Source organism: Vulcaniibacterium gelatinicum (assembly GCF_008033445.1).
Taxonomy (GTDB): domain Bacteria; phylum Pseudomonadota; class Gammaproteobacteria; order Xanthomonadales; family Xanthomonadaceae; genus Vulcaniibacterium_B; species Vulcaniibacterium_B gelatinicum.
Map to the genome: position 1 here is coordinate 35,707 of NZ_VNKO01000007.1, position 16,114 is coordinate 51,820.

General features: G+C 71.9%; 14 protein-coding genes and 1 riboswitch. Of the genes, 9 read left to right on the forward strand and 5 right to left on the reverse strand.

The features are described from left to right. Positions 1–2 precede the first annotated feature (2 nt). The 4 genes from FPV26_RS05870 to FPV26_RS05885 all read right to left on the reverse strand — a co-directional run bounded on the left by FPV26_RS05870 (position 3) and on the right by FPV26_RS05885 (position 3,866). On the reverse strand, positions 3–677 hold the full coding sequence (locus FPV26_RS05870) for a DNA-3-methyladenine glycosylase family protein (protein ID WP_147652784.1): 675 nt from the start codon (positions 675–677) through the stop codon (positions 3–5). Positions 678–818: 141 nt separating this feature from the next. Next, positions 819–1,892 carry an SRPBCC family protein gene (locus tag FPV26_RS05875; RefSeq protein ID WP_147652785.1) on the reverse strand — a complete coding sequence of 358 codons (1,074 nt, stop codon included), beginning with the start codon at positions 1,890–1,892 and terminating at the stop codon, positions 819–821. 142 nt (positions 1,893–2,034) lie between these two features. Further along, positions 2,035–2,676: a response regulator gene (locus FPV26_RS05880; RefSeq protein ID WP_147652786.1), complete on the reverse strand. Its 642-nt coding sequence runs from the start codon at positions 2,674–2,676 to the stop codon at positions 2,035–2,037. Continuing rightward, positions 2,673–3,866, reverse strand: coding sequence for a sensor histidine kinase (locus tag FPV26_RS05885; RefSeq protein ID WP_147652787.1), 1,194 nt, complete (start codon positions 3,864–3,866; stop codon positions 2,673–2,675). Before FPV26_RS05885 ends, FPV26_RS05880 begins: the two co-directional genes overlap by 4 nt. 140 nt (positions 3,867–4,006) lie before the next feature. Here FPV26_RS05885 and FPV26_RS05890 point away from each other — a divergent pair, with 140 nt between their 5' ends. The 8 genes from FPV26_RS05890 (at position 4,007) to FPV26_RS05925 (ending at position 11,577) form a co-directional block, all read left to right on the forward strand. Continuing rightward, positions 4,007–4,606, forward strand: coding sequence for a GNAT family N-acetyltransferase (locus tag FPV26_RS05890; RefSeq protein WP_147652788.1), 600 nt, complete (start codon positions 4,007–4,009; stop codon positions 4,604–4,606). Then, positions 4,603–5,379 (forward strand): septum site-determining protein MinC, encoded by a 777-nt coding sequence (gene minC / locus FPV26_RS05895; RefSeq protein ID WP_147652789.1) that lies wholly within the window; start codon positions 4,603–4,605, stop codon positions 5,377–5,379. Before FPV26_RS05890 ends, minC begins: the two co-directional genes overlap by 4 nt. A 42-nt stretch (positions 5,380–5,421) precedes the next feature. Continuing rightward, positions 5,422–6,231: a septum site-determining protein MinD gene (gene minD / locus FPV26_RS05900; protein ID WP_147652790.1), complete on the forward strand. Its 810-nt coding sequence runs from the start codon at positions 5,422–5,424 to the stop codon at positions 6,229–6,231. Positions 6,232–6,234: 3 nt separating this feature from the next. Further along, positions 6,235–6,507, forward strand: coding sequence for a cell division topological specificity factor MinE (gene minE, locus FPV26_RS05905; RefSeq protein WP_147652791.1), 273 nt, complete (start codon positions 6,235–6,237; stop codon positions 6,505–6,507). Positions 6,508–6,520: 13 nt separating this feature from the next. After that, entirely contained in the window at positions 6,521–6,997 is a 477-nt protein-coding gene (locus FPV26_RS05910) for a hypothetical protein (protein WP_147652792.1), read from the forward strand. 83 nt (positions 6,998–7,080) lie between these two features. Beyond that, positions 7,081–9,072 carry a M2 family metallopeptidase gene (locus tag FPV26_RS05915; protein ID WP_147652793.1) on the forward strand — a complete coding sequence of 664 codons (1,992 nt, stop codon included), beginning with the start codon at positions 7,081–7,083 and terminating at the stop codon, positions 9,070–9,072. A gap of 73 nt (positions 9,073–9,145) precedes the next feature. After that, on the forward strand, positions 9,146–10,243 hold the full coding sequence (locus FPV26_RS05920) for an aromatic ring-hydroxylating oxygenase subunit alpha (RefSeq protein ID WP_147652794.1): 1,098 nt from the start codon (positions 9,146–9,148) through the stop codon (positions 10,241–10,243). Further along, positions 10,240–11,577: an amino acid permease gene (locus FPV26_RS05925; RefSeq protein WP_246109221.1), complete on the forward strand. Its 1,338-nt coding sequence runs from the start codon at positions 10,240–10,242 to the stop codon at positions 11,575–11,577. The genes FPV26_RS05920 and FPV26_RS05925 overlap by 4 nt, the downstream gene beginning before the upstream one ends. 7 nt (positions 11,578–11,584) lie before the next feature. On the opposite strand, the gene FPV26_RS05930 is transcribed toward FPV26_RS05925, so the two are convergent. Beyond that, entirely contained in the window at positions 11,585–12,835 is a 1,251-nt protein-coding gene (locus FPV26_RS05930) for a multidrug effflux MFS transporter (RefSeq protein ID WP_147652795.1), read from the reverse strand. 135 nt (positions 12,836–12,970) lie between these two features. Next, positions 12,971–13,077, forward strand: a riboswitch (glycine riboswitch). 109 nt (positions 13,078–13,186) lie between these two features. On the opposite strand from FPV26_RS05930, the gene gcvP reads away from it, so the two are divergent. Beyond that, positions 13,187–16,090, forward strand: a complete 2,904-nt coding sequence (gene gcvP / locus FPV26_RS05935) for an aminomethyl-transferring glycine dehydrogenase (protein ID WP_147652796.1) — start codon at positions 13,187–13,189, stop codon at positions 16,088–16,090. Positions 16,091–16,114: the final 24 nt, after the last annotated feature.

Genomic DNA, 16,114 nt, shown 5'->3' on the forward strand with positions numbered 1-16,114 from the left:
GCTCAGCCCTGCGAGCGCTTGACCGGCGCCTGCGGCTCCGCCGCCGCTTCCACGATCCGCCACAGGTACAGGCTGGCGTAGGTGCGGTACGGCCCCCAGCGTTCGCCGCGCTCGGCCAGTTCCCTCGGCTTCGGCGCCTGCTCCTGCCGGTCCACGAGCCGGGCGCCCTTGCGGATGCCGAGGTCGTCCACCGGCAGCACGTCGGGCCGGCCGAGCCGGAACATCAGCATCATCTCCACGGTCCAGCGGCCGATGCCGCGCACCCGGGTGAGTGCGGCGACGATCGCCTCGTCGTCCATGTGCGCCATCTGCCGCAGCGTGGGGATCTCGCCGGCGGCCTCGCGCGCCGCCAGGTCGCGCAGCGCCAGGGTCTTGTTGCCGGACACGCCGCAGGCGCGCAGGCCGGCGTCGTCCACGCGCGCCAGGGTGTCGCAATGGAAGCGGTCGCTGCCGATCGCGGCCTCCACCCGCGCCACGATCGTGGCCGCGGCCTTGCCCGAGAGCTGCTGGTACAGGATCGCGCGGGCGAGCGCGTCCACCGGATCGAACGGGCGGCGCCAGCGCGGATCGGGTCCGATCGGCCCGATCCGCTCCATCCAGCGCGCGAGCCGGCGGTCGCGGCGGCGCAGGTGCTCGAACGCGGCGGCGGTGTCGAATCCTCGGCTGTGGCGGGGCATGCGGGCTCCTGCACGATTGAGGCGCGATTGCGGCGCGACGGACGCGGGGCGGAGCCGAAGTGTGCCCGTTTTCCGGCGCCGGAAACGACGAACGCCGCGCGGGGCGCGGCGTTCGTGCGCTGCGGAAGGTCCGCCTGCGGCTTACTTGACGTACCAGTACACGTCGAACTCGCCGGTCTCGGAGAAGCCGGCGTCCACGCCGCCCTTCCAGGCCTCGAACGGACGGCCCACCGTCTCGTAGCCGCGGGTCAGCGCCCAGGCGCGGACCGCGTCGCGCACCGACGGCAGGTTGGCCATGTGGCCGGTGAACGAGGCCACCGCCGCGCGCGCCGGCTCGGTGCGGGCGAACTCGACCGGCCCCTCCAGCTTCGGCGAGACCGCGCTGCCGGCGCCGGTCTCGCCCTTCTTGCGCACCGGGATGCCGATGTCGAAGGAGTAGGTCTCCGAGCCGAACTCGGTGGTGACCACGCGCACCGGACCGGCGGCCTCCAGGCCGTTGGCGTCCATCACCTTGCGCACCCACTGCAGGTTGTTCTGCATCGCCTTCTGCACCTCGAAGTTGTCGCGGCGCACGGCGGAGGCGACGAACAGGAAGTTCTCGGCCGGCATCTCGACCAGGCGCGGCCCCTTGGCCGGATCGTCCCGGCCGAGCAGCGCGTAGTCGTAGTTCGGCACGCCGGCGAGCATGTTGGCCAGGCGGTTCAGGCCCAGCTTCATGTCGTCGCCCACGTGCGAGCTGACGTACAGGCCGGCGTAGCGGCCGAGCAGGTCCCAGCCGTACTGGACGTCGTATTCCTGGGTGATCTCGACGTTGCGGTTGTTGCGGCCGGTCGGCTTGAGCAGGAAGGTCATCTTCTTGTCGTGGCCGCGCTGCGGGTTGGCCAGCGCGTACTCGACGCGACGCCCCGGCTCGGAGGCCACGATCTCCCAGCTGCCGCGACCGAGCTTCTCGTTGGTCGAGGTGTAGTCCACGCGCGCACCGACGCCGCTCTCGGGGCCCGAGTACTCCCACTGCATCTGCGGGTCGCGCAGCGCCAGCGGGTTCCAGTCCTTCAGGCGGCGCGGGGTGTTGAGCGTGTCGTACACGATCGTCATCTTGCGGTTGGTCTCCACCTTCTCCGACAGGTGCCGGGAGGACGGCAGAGCCACGCCGACGATCAGGAACAGCGCGGCGACGATCGCCAGGGAAATCAGGATCTCGAGCAGACGGGTCATTCAGGGCTTCTCCAGGCCGGGCCGCCGCCGGGCGGGGCGCACAGACCGGCCATCCTAACAAATGGCGGCGGGGAGGGGGCGGGGCGCGGGGCGCGGAAAACGCGGCGGCGTTCACACCTGCGCCGCCCCGCCCCGGCCGGCCTCAGATCAGCTGCAGCTCGAACGCCTTCAGCACCGCGCGGGTGCGGTCGCGCACGCCCAGCTTGGACAGGATGTTGGACACATGGTTCTTGATCGTGCCCTCGGCCACGCCGAGGGAGTTGGCGATCTCCTTGTTGGAGAAGCCCGAGGCCATCAGGCGCAGGATCTCGGTCTCGCGGTCGGTGAGCGGGTCGGGCCGGTCGAGGCTGACGAACTCGTTGCGCATGTGCTCCAGCCCCGACAGCAGCCGCTGGGTCACCGCCGGCTGCACCAGCGAGCCGCCCGCGGCCACGGTCTGGATCGCGCCGACCAGCTGCTCGAGCGAGACGTCCTTCAGCAGGTAGCCCTTGGCCCCGGCCTTGAGCCCGGCCAGCACCAGCTGGTCGTCGTCGAAGGTGGTCAGGATGATGGTCGGCGGCAGCTGCTGCTGTCGGGCCAGCGCCTGCAGCGCCTCCAGCCCGGACATCACCGGCATGCGCATGTCCATCAGCACCACGTCCGGGCGGACCTGGGGGATGAGTTCGACCGCCTGGCGGCCGTCGGCGGCCTCGGCCACCACCTCGACGCCCTCGGCCAGGGCCAGCAGCGAACGGATGCCCTGGCGCACCAGGGTCTGGTCGTCCACGAGACAGACGCGGATCATGCGGGGGCTCCTTGGAGGGATGCGGGAGTCGTGCCGGCGACGGGCAGCCACAGGCGCAGATGGAAGCCGGCCCCGGGATGCGCGTCCACCGCCAGCCCGCCGCCATGCTGGGCCAGGCGCTCGCGCATGCCGCGCAGGCCGTTGCCGGGGATCACCGCCGACGCGCCCTGGCCGTCGTCGCGCGCCTCCAGGCCGATCCGCCCGTCCTCGCGGCGGACGCTGATCCAGAGGTTGCGCGCGCCAGCGTGGCGCACGGCGTTGGTGATGATTTCCTGGGTGCAGCGCAGCAGCACGTGCGCGCGCTCGGGGTCGTCCAGGGTCAGGGGCTCGGCGATGTCCATGTGGATCTCGAGCGCGGGCACGTTCTCGGCCAGCGGCCGCAGCGCCGCGCCGAGATCTATCGTGCCGCCCTCGCGCAACTGGCTGACCGCCTCGCGCACGTCGGTGAGCAGCAGGCGGGCCAGGGTGTGGGCCTGCTGCACGTGCTCGCGGGCGCGGCCGTCGGCGAGGTGCCCGGCCACCTCCAGGTTCAGGCTCAGCGCGGTCAGGTGGTGGCCGAGCAGGTCGTGCAGCTCGCGCGAGATGCGGGTGCGCTCGTTGATGCGCGCGCTCTCGGCGAGCAGGGCGCGGGTGGCGCGCAGCTCGGCGTTCAGCCGCCGTTGTTCTTCGCGCGCCTGCGCCTGCTGCCGGGCCACCAGGCTGGTGACGAACACGAAGCCGGAGAAGCCGGCGTACAGCACCGACTGCATCACCGCCTCGAGCAGGGGGAAATCCAGGCCGCTGACGAACACCGGCACCACCGCCAGCTGGCTCAGCACCAGCCAGGCCACGCCGAAGGCGAGCGGCAGCAGCCACGGCAGCACGCAGGCGGCCACCATCAGCAGCACGCTGCCCAGGCCGCTCTGGCTGTAGTAGCTGACGCCGATCGCGGCCAGGGTCAGCACCAGCAGCAGGACCAGGTCGGCGGCGTTGCGCCGGCGCTGGCCCATGTCGCGGGTGAGCCAGGCGTAGCTGACCCCGAAGGCGGCGTAGGCCAACCAGCCGGGCCAGGCCATCGGCCGCAGCGTCGGCGGTTCGTCGCCGCCGAGCAGCGGCAGCACCCACGAGTACAGCAGCGGCACGCTGACCACCGCCCAGGTGAACAGGCCGGCGAAGCGCAGCAGTCGGGTATGGCTCAGGCGGCCCAGCATGGCGGGCATCGTAGCCCCGTTCGCCGCCCGCACGCCCGGCCGGAAGTCATGGCCCGGGCCGCGGACGCCCATGCGATAATCCCCGCCGCCGCGCCCCGGCGCCGGCGCGCCCCTGGACGTAAGAGCACGGAGCCTTTCGAATGTCACTGGTCGTCCGCGACGTGCGCGAGCACGAGCTGGATTCCGTCCTTGCCCTCAACAACGCCGCGGGCCCCGCCATCCTCCCCCTCGACGCCGCCCGGCTCCGCCATTTCTTCGACACCGCCGAATACTTCCGCGTCGCCGAACGCGACGGCGCGATCGCCGGCTTCCTGGTCGGCTTCGGCTCCCACGCCGGGCACGACAGCAGCAACTTCCGCTGGTTCCGCGAACGCTGGCCGTCGTTCTTCTACATCGACCGCATCGCGGTGGCGAGCCGACGCCGCGGCGGCGGCGTCGGACGCGCGCTGTACGCCGACGTGCAGAGCTACGCCGAGCTGCGCTACCCGCAGCTGGCCTGCGAGGTGTTCCTCGACAACGGCAGCGACCCGGCCCTGCTGTTCCATGGCAGCTTCGGCTTCCGCGAGGTCGGCCAGCACGTGATGCCGGACACCGGCCTGCGCGCGGCGATGCTGATGAAGGAGATGTGCAGCTACCCGTGGGTGCGCGACACCTACGGCGGGAGCCTGCCCGACGAGCCCTGGCTGATCGCGCCGCGCCCGGTCCGGCAGGCGCAGCGTCCGACCGGGACCTGCGCGTGAGCGCCGTGGTCGGCTACGAGCAGGCCGGCGAGCTGAAGTTCGGCCAGGTCGGCATCGCCAACCTGCGCGTGCGCACGCTCGATGTCGGTCGCCTGGTCGAGGAGATGCGCGAGCGCGTGGAACGCGCGCCGAAGCTGTTCGCGCGCGCCGCAGTGATCGTGGACTTCGGCGCCCTGAGCCGCCTGCCGGACGCCGCCACCGCGCGCGCCCTGCTCGACGGGCTGCGCGAGGCCGGCGTGCTGCCGGTGGCGCTGGCCTACGGCACGCGCGAAACGGAGGAGCTCGCGGCCGCGCTCGGCCTGCCGCTGCTGGCCAAGTTCCGCGCCCAGTACGAGCGCGACGGGGTGGAAGCCGCCGTGCCGGCCGAGCCCGCCCCGGCCGCAAAGCCCCGCAAGGCCGCGGCCGAAGCCCCCCCTGCCCCGCCGCCGGCTCCGCCCGCCGCCGAACCCGGCCTGCTGCTCACCGCCCCGGTGCGTTCGGGCCAGCAGGTGTACGCCGACCACCGCGACCTGACCGTGCTCGCCACCGTCGGCGCCGGCGCCGAGGTGATGGCCGACGGCTCGATCCACGTCTACGGCGCCCTGCGCGGCCGCGCCCTGGCCGGCGCGCAGGGCAACACCCGCGCGCGGATCTTCTGCCGCGAGTTCCACGCCGAGCTGGTGGCCATCGCCGGCCACTACCGCGTGCTCGAGGATCTGCCCAAGGACCTGCGCGGCAAGCCCGTGCAGGTCTGGCTCGACGGCGATGCCCTGCGCATCGAACCCCTGGACTGAACGCCCGCGCGCCTTGCGCGACCACACTTGGAGGAACATCACTTGGCCGAAATCATCGTAGTCACCTCGGGCAAGGGCGGCGTCGGCAAGACCACGACCAGCGCCAGCCTCGCATGCGGCCTGGCGCGTCACGGCAAGCGGGTCGCCGTGATCGACTTCGACGTCGGCCTGCGCAACCTCGACCTGATCATGGGCTGCGAGCGTCGCGTGGTGTACGACTTCGTCAACGTGATCCAGGGCGAGGCCACGCTCAAGCAGGCGCTGATCCGCGACAAGCGCTTCGACAACCTGCACGTGCTCGCCGCCTCGCAGACCCGCGACAAGGACGCGCTCACGAAGGAGGGCGTGGAGCGGGTGCTGAACGAGCTGGCCGACGACGGCTTCGACCACATCGTGTGCGACTCGCCGGCCGGGATCGAGAAGGGCGCCTACCTGGCCATGTACTACGCCGACCAGGCGATCGTGGTGGTCAACCCCGAGGTGTCCTCGGTGCGCGACTCCGACCGCATCCTCGGCCTGCTGGCGAGCAAGACCCGCAAGGCCGAACGGGGCGAGCGGGTCCGCGAGCACCTGCTGCTGACCCGCTACAGCCCGCGGCGCGTGGAGACCGGCGAGATGCTGAGCATCGGCGACGTCGAGGAGATCCTCGGCCTGAAGACGATCGGCGTGATCCCGGAGTCGCCGGACGTGCTCAACGCCTCGAACAAGGGCGAGCCGGTGATCCTCGACCTGGAGTCGCAGGCCGGCCAGGCCTACGACGACGCGGTGGCCCGCCTGCTCGGCCACGAACGGCCGCTGCGCTTCACCCAGCCCGAGAAGAAGGGCCTGTTCAGCAAGCTCTTCGGAGGCTGAGGCATGGGCATCTTCGACTTCCTGCGCGCCAAGAAGAACACCGCCGCCGTGGCCAAGGACCGCCTGCGCATCATCATCGCGCAGGAGCGCACCGCGGCCGGCGGCCCCGACTACCTGCCGCTGCTGCGCCGCGAGCTGCTCGAGGTGATCCGCAAGTACGTCAACGTGGACCTCGATTCGGTCAAGGTGGACCTGGTCAAGGACGGCGACCACGACGTGCTCGACATCTCGGTGGCGCTGCCCGACGCGGAGCGCCCGGCGCGGGCCAGCGCGTAAGGCCCATCGCCGCGTGGGCGCCGTGCTCACCCTCGGCGGGATCGCCTTCGCCGACGCCGCCGCGCTGCTCGGCCGGTACGGCCTGCGCCTGGTGCGGGTGCCCGACGGCGCGCCGATCCCGGGCAGCTACTGGGGCGAGCCCGAGGCCGGGATCGTCGGCGAGACCGTGTATGCGCGCGACGACACCCCGGTGCACTCGCTGCTGCACGAGGCCGGCCACCTGATCGTGCTGCCGCCCGAGCGCCGCGCGCAGGTGCACACCGACGCCACCGACTCGATCGAGGAGGAGGACGCGGTGTGCGTGCTGCAGGCGCTGCTCGGCGAGGCCCTGCCCGGCGTCGGCCGCGACCGCGTGCTGGCCGACATGGACGCCTGGGGCTACACCTTCCGCCTCGGCTCGGCCCGCGCCTACGTCGAACGGGACGCGGAGGACGCCTGGGCCTGGCTGATCGCGCGCGGCCTGGCCACCCCCGACCGCCGCCTGGCCTGACCGTGCGGGCTTGCGGCCGTCCGGCCGCCCCACTAGCCTGCCGATCCCCGCGCCCGTCGCATTCTTCGTTCAGGATCGCGCCCGTGAAGCCCCGCCACGCCCTGCTCGCCCTCGCCATCGCCGCGAGCGTGCTCCCGCTTTCCGCCTGCAAACAGGAACAGTCCGCCCCCGCCGCGTCCGGCCAGGCCGCCGCGCCTGCGGGCGAGACCGCCGACGAGTTCGTCGCCCGCGTCAACCGCGAATACAAGGCGCTGTATCCGGAGCTGACCGCCGCGCAGTGGCTGTCCTCCACCTACATCAACGACGACAGCCAGCTGCTCTCGGCGAAGGCCAACGAGCGCTTCCTGGCCCAGCTGCGCAGCTGGATCGAGCAGTCGCGCAGGTTCGAGGGCCAGCCGATGTCGCCCGAGTCGGCGCGCGCGATCATGCTGCTCAAGCTCGCCACCGCAATGCCGCCGCCGAAGGACCCGGCCAAGCTCGCCGAGCTGACCCGCATCGCCACCAAGATGGAAGGCATGTACGGCGCCGGCACCTACTGCACCGGCGAGGGCGCGCAGAAGACCTGCCGCCAGTTGGGCGAGCTCGAGGACGTGCTGCGCAACAGCCGCGACTACGACGCCCAGCTCGAGGCCTGGCGCGGCTGGCACACCATTTCGGTGCCGATGCGCAAGGACTACGAGCGCTTCGTGAGCCTGGTCAACGAGGGCGCGCGCGACCTCGGTTTCGCCGACGCCGGCGAGATGTGGCGCTCGGGCTACGACATGAGCCCGGCCGAGATCGCGGCCGAGACCGACCGCCTGTGGGCCCAGGTCAAGCCGCTGTACGAACAGCTGCACTGCTACACCCGCACCCGGCTGAAGGCGAAGTACGGCGAGGACCGCGGCCAGGCCGCCGGCGGCATGCTCCCGGCGCACCTGCTGGGCAACATGTGGCAGCAGGACTGGGGCAACCTGTGGGACCTGCTGCAGCCGTACGAGGGCGTCGGCAGTCTGGACATCACCGCCGCGCTGGAGCAGCTCGCGCAGCAGAACTACCAGGCCGAGCGGGCCAGGCACACCGGTGCGCTCACGCCGGCCGAACTGGTCGAGCTCGAGCGCGCCGCGCAGCTCGAGACCGCCAGGCAGATGACCCGCCGCGCCGAGGAGTTCTATGTCGGCCTGGGCATGCCCAAGCTGCCGGAGAACTACTGGCAGAAGACCCAGTTCATCAAGCCGCGCGACCGCGACGTGGTCTGCCACGCCAGCGCGTGGGACATGAACATGGGCGGCGAGGACGGCAAGTCGCCGGACGTGCGCACCAAGATGTGCATCAAGCCGAACGAGGAAGACTTCACCACCATCTACCACGAGCTCGGCCACGTCTATTACTACCTGGCGTACAACAAGCTGCCGCCGATCTTCCAGCAGGGCGCGCACGACGGCTTCCACGAAGCCATCGGCGACACCATCGTGCTGTCCATGACTCCGGCCTACCTGCAGTCCATCGGCCTGGTGGGCGCGCAGCAGCAGAGCCGCGAGGCGCTGATCAACGCGCAGATGCGGATGGCGCTGGCCAAGGTCGCGTTCCTGCCGTTCGGGCTGATGATCGACCGCTGGCGCTGGGGCGTGTTCGACGGCTCGATCAAGCCGTCGGAATACAACAAGGCCTGGTGGGAGCTGAAGGCGAAGTACCAGGGCGTGGCCCCGATCGAGCCGCGCGGCGAGCAGTTCTTCGACGCCGGCGCCAAGTACCACGTGCCGGGCAACACCCCGTACACGCGCTACTTCCTCTCGCACGTGCTGCAGTTCCAGTTCTACAAGGCGCTGTGCGACGCCGCCGGGCACAAGGGCCCGCTGTACGAGTGCAGCTTCGCCGGCAATCCGGAGGCCGGCCGGCGCTTCTGGGCGATGCTCGAGAAAGGCGCCAGCCAGCCGTGGCAGAAGACCCTGCGCGAGCTCACCGGCGGCGAGAGGATGGACGCCTCGGCGGTGCTGGAGTACTTCGCGCCGCTGCAGGAGTGGCTCAAGCAGCAGAACGAGGGCCAGACATGTGGGTGGCAGGCCTCCGCGCCGGCGGCCCCGAAGCGGCAGGGCTGAGCGGCACCACGCAGCAGCCAGGAAGGCCGGCGCAAGCCGGCCTTTCCCCATCCCTCGCCAGAGTGGCCAGGACATGAAGCGACCCGACTTCCCCGACGACCTCGCCCCGCAACCGCTGGACCACGCCCGCGCCCTGGCCGCGCGCTACTACGTGGATCCGGCCATGGTCGCGCTCGACCGGCGCGCGATCTTCGACCGCGCCTGGCAACTGGTCGCGCACGTGTGCCAGCTGCAGCAGCCCGGCGACCACGTGGTGGCCGATCTGGCCGGGCTGTCGGTGATCGCGGTGCGCGGCGCCGACGGCGAGATCCGGGTGATGCACAACGTCTGCCGCCACCGCGCCGGCCCGATCGCCACCTGCGACGGCCTGGCGGCGAAATCGCTGCGTTGCCGCTACCACGGCTGGACCTACACCCTCGAAGGCGTGCTGCGTTCGGCGCCGGAGATGGGCGGCGCACCCGGGTTCGACCCGTCGCAGATCCGCCTGCCGCAGCTCGCGGTGCGGGTCTGGCAGGGGCTGGTGTTCGCCGCGGTGGATGCGGCCGCGGCGCCGGACTTCGACGCCTTCGTCGCCGGCATGGACGCGCGCCTGGGCACGCAGCGCGGACTGGAACGCTTCGGCCACCACCACCGCGTCGGTTACGACGTGGCCTGCAACTGGAAGGTGTACGTGGACAACTACCTCGAGGGGTACCACGTCCCGCACATCCATCCCGGCCTGAACCGGCTGCTCGACTACCGCAGCTACGTCACCGAGACCGCGCAGTGGTACTCGTACCAGTGGAGCCCGCTGGTGAATGCCGACAAAAGCGGGGGCGAGGGCCTGTACGGCGACGGCGACGCGCTGTACTACTGGCTGTGGCCGAACACGATGCTCAACATCCTGCCCGGCCGCCTGCAGACCAACCGCGTGATCCCCCGCGGCGTGGACCGCTGCCGGGTCGAGTTCGACTTCTACTACGCCCCCGACGATTCCGATGCCGGCCGCGCCCGGCGCGAGGCGGACCTCGCCTTCAGCGACGAGGTGCAGCTCGAGGACCTGACCATCTGCGAGGACGTGCAGCGCGGCCTGGCCTCCGGTTCCTACGAGCCGGGCCGGCTCAATCCGCTGCGCGAGAACGCGGTGCACCACTTCCACGAGCTGCTGCGGCGGGTGTACCGCGAGGCGTGAGCACGGCGGACGCCCGCCCCACACCCCCGCCCTCCCCCGCCCGCGGGGGAGGGAGTGCGCCTGCCGGTGCAGGCACGCCCAGGCCGCTGGGCCTGTGGTCGGCCACCGCGCTGGTGGTCGGCAGCATGATCGGCAGCGGCGTGTTCCTGCTCCCGGCCTCGCTCGCGCCGTACGGCGCGGCGAGCCTGGCCGGCTGGGCGATCACCCTGTGCGGCGCGGTCCTGCTCGCGCTGACCTTCGCCCGCCTGGCGATGCGCTGGCCGCAGACCGGCGGGCCGTATGCCTACGCGCGCAACGCCTTCGGCGAGCTGCCGGGCTTTGCGATCGCGTGGAGCTACTGGATCTCGATCTGGACCGCGAACGCGGCGATCGCGGTCGCCTTCGCCGGCAGCCTGGGCGCGATCTTCCCGGCCCTGACCGCCACCCCGGTGCGTTCGGCCGCGTGCGCGCTGGCGGCGTTGTGGCTGTGCGTGGCGGTCAACCTCGCCGGCGTGCGCGAGGCCGGGCGGGTGCAGATCGCGCTCACCGCGCTCAAGCTGCTGCCGCTGCTGCTGTTTGGCGGGGTCGCGTTGTGGTTCGCCGACACCAGCCGCTACGCGCCGCCCGATCCCGCGCTGGGGCCGCTGCCGCTCGCGGTCCACGCCACGGTCGCGCTGACCCTGTGGGCGCTGCTCGGGCTGGAGGCGGCCACCGTGCCGGCCGGCGCGATCGAGCGTCCCGAGCGCACCATCCCGCGCGCCACCGTGCTCGGCACCCTGCTCGCCGGCCTGGCCACGATCCTGGCCTGCACCGCGGTGCTCGGCCTGCTGCCGGCCGCGCAGCTGCGCGAGTCGTCCGCGCCGATGGCGGATGCGGCGCGCGCGCTGTGGGGGCCGGCGGCGGGCATCGGCGTGGCCGCGGTGGCCGCGGTGTCGTGCCTGGGCGCGCTCAACGGCTGGGTGCTGGTGTCGGCGCAGGTGCCGCTGGCGGCGGCCGCGGACGGCCTGCTGCCGGCGCGCTTCGCCCGGCTCGACGCGCGCGGCACGCCCACCTTCGGCGTGCTGGTCAGCGCCGGCTTCGCCTCGCTGCTGGTGTGCGCCAACTACAGCCGCTCGCTGGTGCAGCTGTTCACCTTCGCGATCCTGCTCTCGACCGCGGCCACGCTCCTGCCCTACGTGGCCGGCAGCGCGGCCTGGCTGCGCACCGGCGAGCGCCGCGGCCGGAGCGTCGCCGCGCTGGCGCTGGCCTACAGCCTGTACGCGCTCGCCGGCATCGGCGCCGAATCGCTGCTGTGGGGCGGCGCGCTGCTGCTGGCCGGGCTGCCGGTGTACCTGTGGATGCGGCGCGCGCGCTGAGGCGGCGCTACAGCCGCTCGGTCGGCTCCAGTGCCGCGGCCTGCGCCTGCCCCGCCGGCACCTGCCGCGAGTAGCGCGTCTCCCAGCGCCAGAAGCTCCAGCCGGCGAGGGTGAACGCCGCCGCGCCCAGCGCCAGGTGCAGGCCGTGGCGGCTGAGCAGCGGCGAGAGCACGCCCGCGACCACTGCGTTGCTGACCAGGCCGGTGAACGCCTGCAGCGAGGACGCGCTGCCGCGCTGGCGCGGGTACATGTCGAGGATGGCGAGGGTGAGCACCGGGAACACCAGCGCGATGCCGAACGAGTTCAGCATCGGCGGCAGCACCGCCCACGGCACCGACGGCGCCGGCACCAGCAGGTTGTAGCCGACGTTCAGGGTCGCGGCCGCGCCGCAGCAGGCGAAGCCCAGCGCGACCTGGCGCGCGCCGCCGATCCGCCCGGCGATCTTTCCCGAGATGAAGGCGCCGAGCATCATGCCGCCGATCATCGGCACGAAGAACCAGGCGAACTGGCGCTCGTTGAGCCGCAGCAGGTCCATCACGAACGCCGGCGCCGAGGCGATGTACAGGAACAGCGCGCCGAAGTTGAACGCGCCCGCCGCCGCCAGGCGCTGGAAACGCGGGTTGAGGAAGATCGCCACGTAGTCGCGCAGCAGCGGCCGCGGCTGCAGCGGCAGGCGCGCCTGGCGCGGGTGGGTCTCGGGCAGGCCGAACCAGGTGGCCAGCAGCAGCACGAGCGAGAACGCCACCAGGAACCAGAAGATCGCCGGCCAGGCGCTCCAGCCCAGGATCCAGCCACCGATCACCGGCGCGATCGCCGGGGCGATGCCGAACACCATGGACACCTGGCTCATCAGCCGCTGCGCGTCGTCGCCGTGCAGCAGGTCGCGGATCACGGCGCGGCCGACGATCAGGCCCACGCCCGCGCTCAGCCCCTGCACCGCGCGCCAGGCCAGCAGGGTGGACAGGTCCCGCGCCAGCGCGCAGCCGACCGAGGCGACGGTGAACACCGCCAGCCCGCCCAGGATCACCTTCCTGCGCCCGATCGCATCCGACAGCGGGCCGTGCACCACGCTGGTCAGGGCGTAGGCGAGCAGGTACACGCTGATGGTCTGCTGCATCGCCAGCCTGTCGGCGCCGAGCTGCGCGCCCATCGCCGGGAACGCGGGGAAGACCGTGTCGATCGAGAACGGGCCGAACATCGCCAGGCCGCCGAGCAGCAGGACGAGGCGGCGCGGCGGCAGGGAAGCAGGCGGCGTCATCGGGCCATGTTAATGGGCCGGAGCCGGGGCCGGAGGCTATAATCCCCGCCGCAGCACCCGGCGGGAGAAGCGGACCGAAGGTTCCGCTGCCGAAGGCGTAACGCCCGTAATCGCTCAGGCCCCATCACCGCCGCCGTGCACAACTCTGGAGAGACCGGTTCGATCCGGCGCCGAAGGGGCAACAAGCGCGCACCCTCCCCCCGCGCTTCGAAACTCTCAGGCAAAAGGACAGAGGGGCAAGCGGGGTTTCCGAGCGGCGCAAGCCGCGAGCCCGCGAGCGCCCGGCGGCCTGCAGGCCGCCGGGCAGGACCGCCCCTTCCGATGGCCTTCTGCCGAGCGACGACCCCTGCCATGTCCCAGACCACGCCTGTCTCCCTGCGCGACCTCGAGCACCACGACGCCTTCCTCGAGCGCCACATCGGCCCCAACGACGCCGAGATCGCGCACATGCTGCGCGTGGTCGGCCACGACTCGCTGGAGGCGCTGACCGACGCCATCGTTCCGGCCGGCATCAAGTCGAAGGAGCCGCTGGCGCTGCCGGCGCCGCTGACCGAGCAGGAGGCGCTCGCGAAGATCCGCGCGATCGCGCAGAAAAACCAGGTGTTCCGCAGCTTCATCGGCCAGGGCTATTACGGCACGCACACGCCGAACGTCATCCTGCGCAACATCCTCGAGAACCCGGCCTGGTACACGGCCTACACGCCGTACCAGGCGGAGATCTCGCAGGGCCGGATGGAGGCGCTGATCAACTTCCAGACCATGTGCGCCGACCTCACCGGCATGGAGATCGCCAACGCCTCGCTGCTGGACGAGGCCACCGCGGCCGCCGAGGCGATGACCCTGGCCAAGCGCTCGGGCAAGTCGAAGTCGAACGTGTTCTTCGTCTCCGAGCGCGTGCACCCGCAGACGCTGGCGGTGCTGCGCACGCGCGCCGAGCCGCTGGGCATCGAGCTGGTGGTCGGCAGGGACGAGGACGCCGCCGCCACCGACTGCTTCGCCGTGCTGCTGCAGTACCCCGACACCTTCGGCGCCGTGCGCGACTACCGCGCGCTGGCCGAGGCCGTGCACGCGCGCGGCGCGCTGGTGACGGTGGCCACCGACCTGCTGGCGCTGACGCTGCTCACGCCGCCGGGCGAATGGGGCGCCGACATCGTGGTCGGCAACACCCAGCGCTTCGGCGTGCCGTTCGGCTTCGGCGGCCCGCATGCGGCGTTCCTCGCCTGCCGCGATGCCTACAAGCGCTCGATGCCCGGCCGCCTGATCGGCGTGTCGATCGATGCCGAGGGCAAGCCGGCCTATCGCCTCACCCTGCAGACCCGCGAGCAGCACATCCGCCGCGAGAAGGCGACCTCCAACATCTGCACCGCGCAGGTGCTGCTGGCGGTGATGGCCTCGATGTACGCGGTGTACCACGGCCCCGAGGGCCTGGTCCGCATCGCCCGCCGCGTGCACCGCCTGACCGCGATCCTCGCCGCCGCGCTGAAGCAGGCCGGCGTGCAGGTGGGCGGCGATTTCTTCGACACCCTGCACGTCACCGGCGTGGATGCCGAGGCGATCCACGCCCGGGCCCGCGAGGCGCGCATCAACCTGCGCGCGATCGATGCGGGCAGCCTGGGCATCAGCTTCGACGAGACCACCACCCGCGAGGACGTCGTCGCGGTGGCCGCGCTGTTCGGCGCGACGGTCGTCGACGTGGATGCGCTCGATGCCGCCACCCCCGATGCGCTGCCGGCCGCGCTGCGCCGCGGCTCGAAGTTCCTGCAGCACCCGGTGTTCAACACCCACCACAGCGAACACGAGCTGCTGCGCTACATGCGCCAGCTCGCCGACAAGGACCTCGCGCTCGACCGCACGATGATCCCGCTCGGCAGCTGCACGATGAAGCTCAACGCCACCGCCGAGATGATCCCGGTGACGTGGCCGGAGTTCGCCAACATCCATCCGCTGGCGCCGGCGGAGCAGGCGGAAGGCTATCGCGAGCTGATCGCCGAGCTGGAGCGCATGCTGATCGAGTGCACCGGCTACGACGCGGTCAGCCTGCAGCCGAACTCCGGCGCGCAGGGCGAGTACGCCGGGCTGCTGGCGATCCGGGCCTACCATCGCAGCCGCGGCGAGGGCCACCGCGACGTGTGCCTGATCCCCGAATCCGCGCACGGCACCAACCCGGCCTCGGCGCAGATGTGCGGCATGCAGGTGGTGGTCACCAAGTGCGACGCCAACGGCAACGTGGACGTGGAGGACATCCGCGCCAAGGCCGGGAAGTACGGCGAGCGGCTGGCGGCGATCATGCTCACCTACCCGTCCACGCACGGCGTGTTCGAGGAGGACATCGTCGAGATCTGCGAGATCGTGCACCGCCACGGCGGCCAGGTGTACACCGACGGCGCCAACATGAACGCGCTGGTCGGCCTGGCCAAGCCGGGCAAGTGGGGCTCGGACGTCTCCCACCTCAATCTGCACAAGACCTTCTGCATCCCGCACGGCGGCGGCGGCCCGGGCGTGGGCCCGTGCGCGGTGAAGGCGCACCTGGCGCCGTTCCTGCCGGGCGCGCTCGGCCGCGACGGCGTGCGCACGCCGGGCGTGGGCAGCGGCGAGGTCGGCATGGTCAGCGCGGCGAACTTCGGCTCGGCCTCGATCCTGCCGATCAGCTGGATGTACATCACGATGATGGGCGCCGAAGGCCTGCGCCGCGCAACGCAGGTGGCGCTGCTCAACGCCAACTACATCGCAAAGCGCCTGGCGCCGTACTACGAGACGCTCTACACCGGCCGCAACGGGCTGGTGGCGCACGAGTGCATCCTCGACCTGCGCCCGCTCAAGGACGCCACCGGCATCAGCGCCGAGGACGTGGCCAAGCGCCTGATTGATTTCGGCTTCCACGCCCCCACGCTGAGCTTCCCGGTGGCCGGCACGCTGATGGTCGAGCCGACCGAGAGCGAGAGCCTGCACGAACTCGACCGCTTCATTGACGCGATGATCCAGATCCGCGAGGAGATCCGCGCGATCGAGGACGGGCGCCTGGACCGCGAGGACAACCCGCTCCGCAACGCGCCGCACACCGCGACCATGGTCGCGGCCTCGGAGTGGACCCGCGCCTACCCGCGCGAGCTGGCCGCGTTCCCGCTGCCGGTGCTCAAGCAGCACAAGTACTGGCCGCCGGTGGCGCGCGTGGACAACGTGTACGGCGACAAGAACGTGTTCTGCAGCTGCGTCCCGGTGGAGGCCTTCGCCGGCGAGGCCGAGGCGGTGGAGTGAGCCTGCACGCGGAAGGGATTCCCG

What these genes read in the sequence shown, in the direction of transcription:
- FPV26_RS05870 (WP_147652784.1), bottom strand. Translation starts at nt 677, where the DNA reads ATGCCCCGCCACAGCCGAGGATTCGACACCGCCGCCGCGTTCGAGCAC.
- FPV26_RS05875 (WP_147652785.1), bottom strand. Translation starts at nt 1,892, where the DNA reads ATGACCCGTCTGCTCGAGATCCTGATTTCCCTGGCGATCGTCGCCGCG.
- FPV26_RS05880 (WP_147652786.1), bottom strand. Translation starts at nt 2,676, where the DNA reads ATGATCCGCGTCTGTCTCGTGGACGACCAGACCCTGGTGCGCCAGGGC.
- FPV26_RS05885 (WP_147652787.1), bottom strand. Translation starts at nt 3,866, where the DNA reads ATGCTGGGCCGCCTGAGCCATACCCGACTGCTGCGCTTCGCCGGCCTG.
- FPV26_RS05890 (WP_147652788.1), top strand. Translation starts at nt 4,007, where the DNA reads ATGTCACTGGTCGTCCGCGACGTGCGCGAGCACGAGCTGGATTCCGTC.
- minE (WP_147652791.1), top strand. Translation starts at nt 6,235, where the DNA reads ATGGGCATCTTCGACTTCCTGCGCGCCAAGAAGAACACCGCCGCCGTG.
- FPV26_RS05920 (WP_147652794.1), top strand. Translation starts at nt 9,146, where the DNA reads ATGAAGCGACCCGACTTCCCCGACGACCTCGCCCCGCAACCGCTGGAC.
- FPV26_RS05930 (WP_147652795.1), bottom strand. Translation starts at nt 12,835, where the DNA reads ATGACGCCGCCTGCTTCCCTGCCGCCGCGCCGCCTCGTCCTGCTGCTC.
- gcvP (WP_147652796.1), top strand. Translation starts at nt 13,187, where the DNA reads ATGTCCCAGACCACGCCTGTCTCCCTGCGCGACCTCGAGCACCACGAC.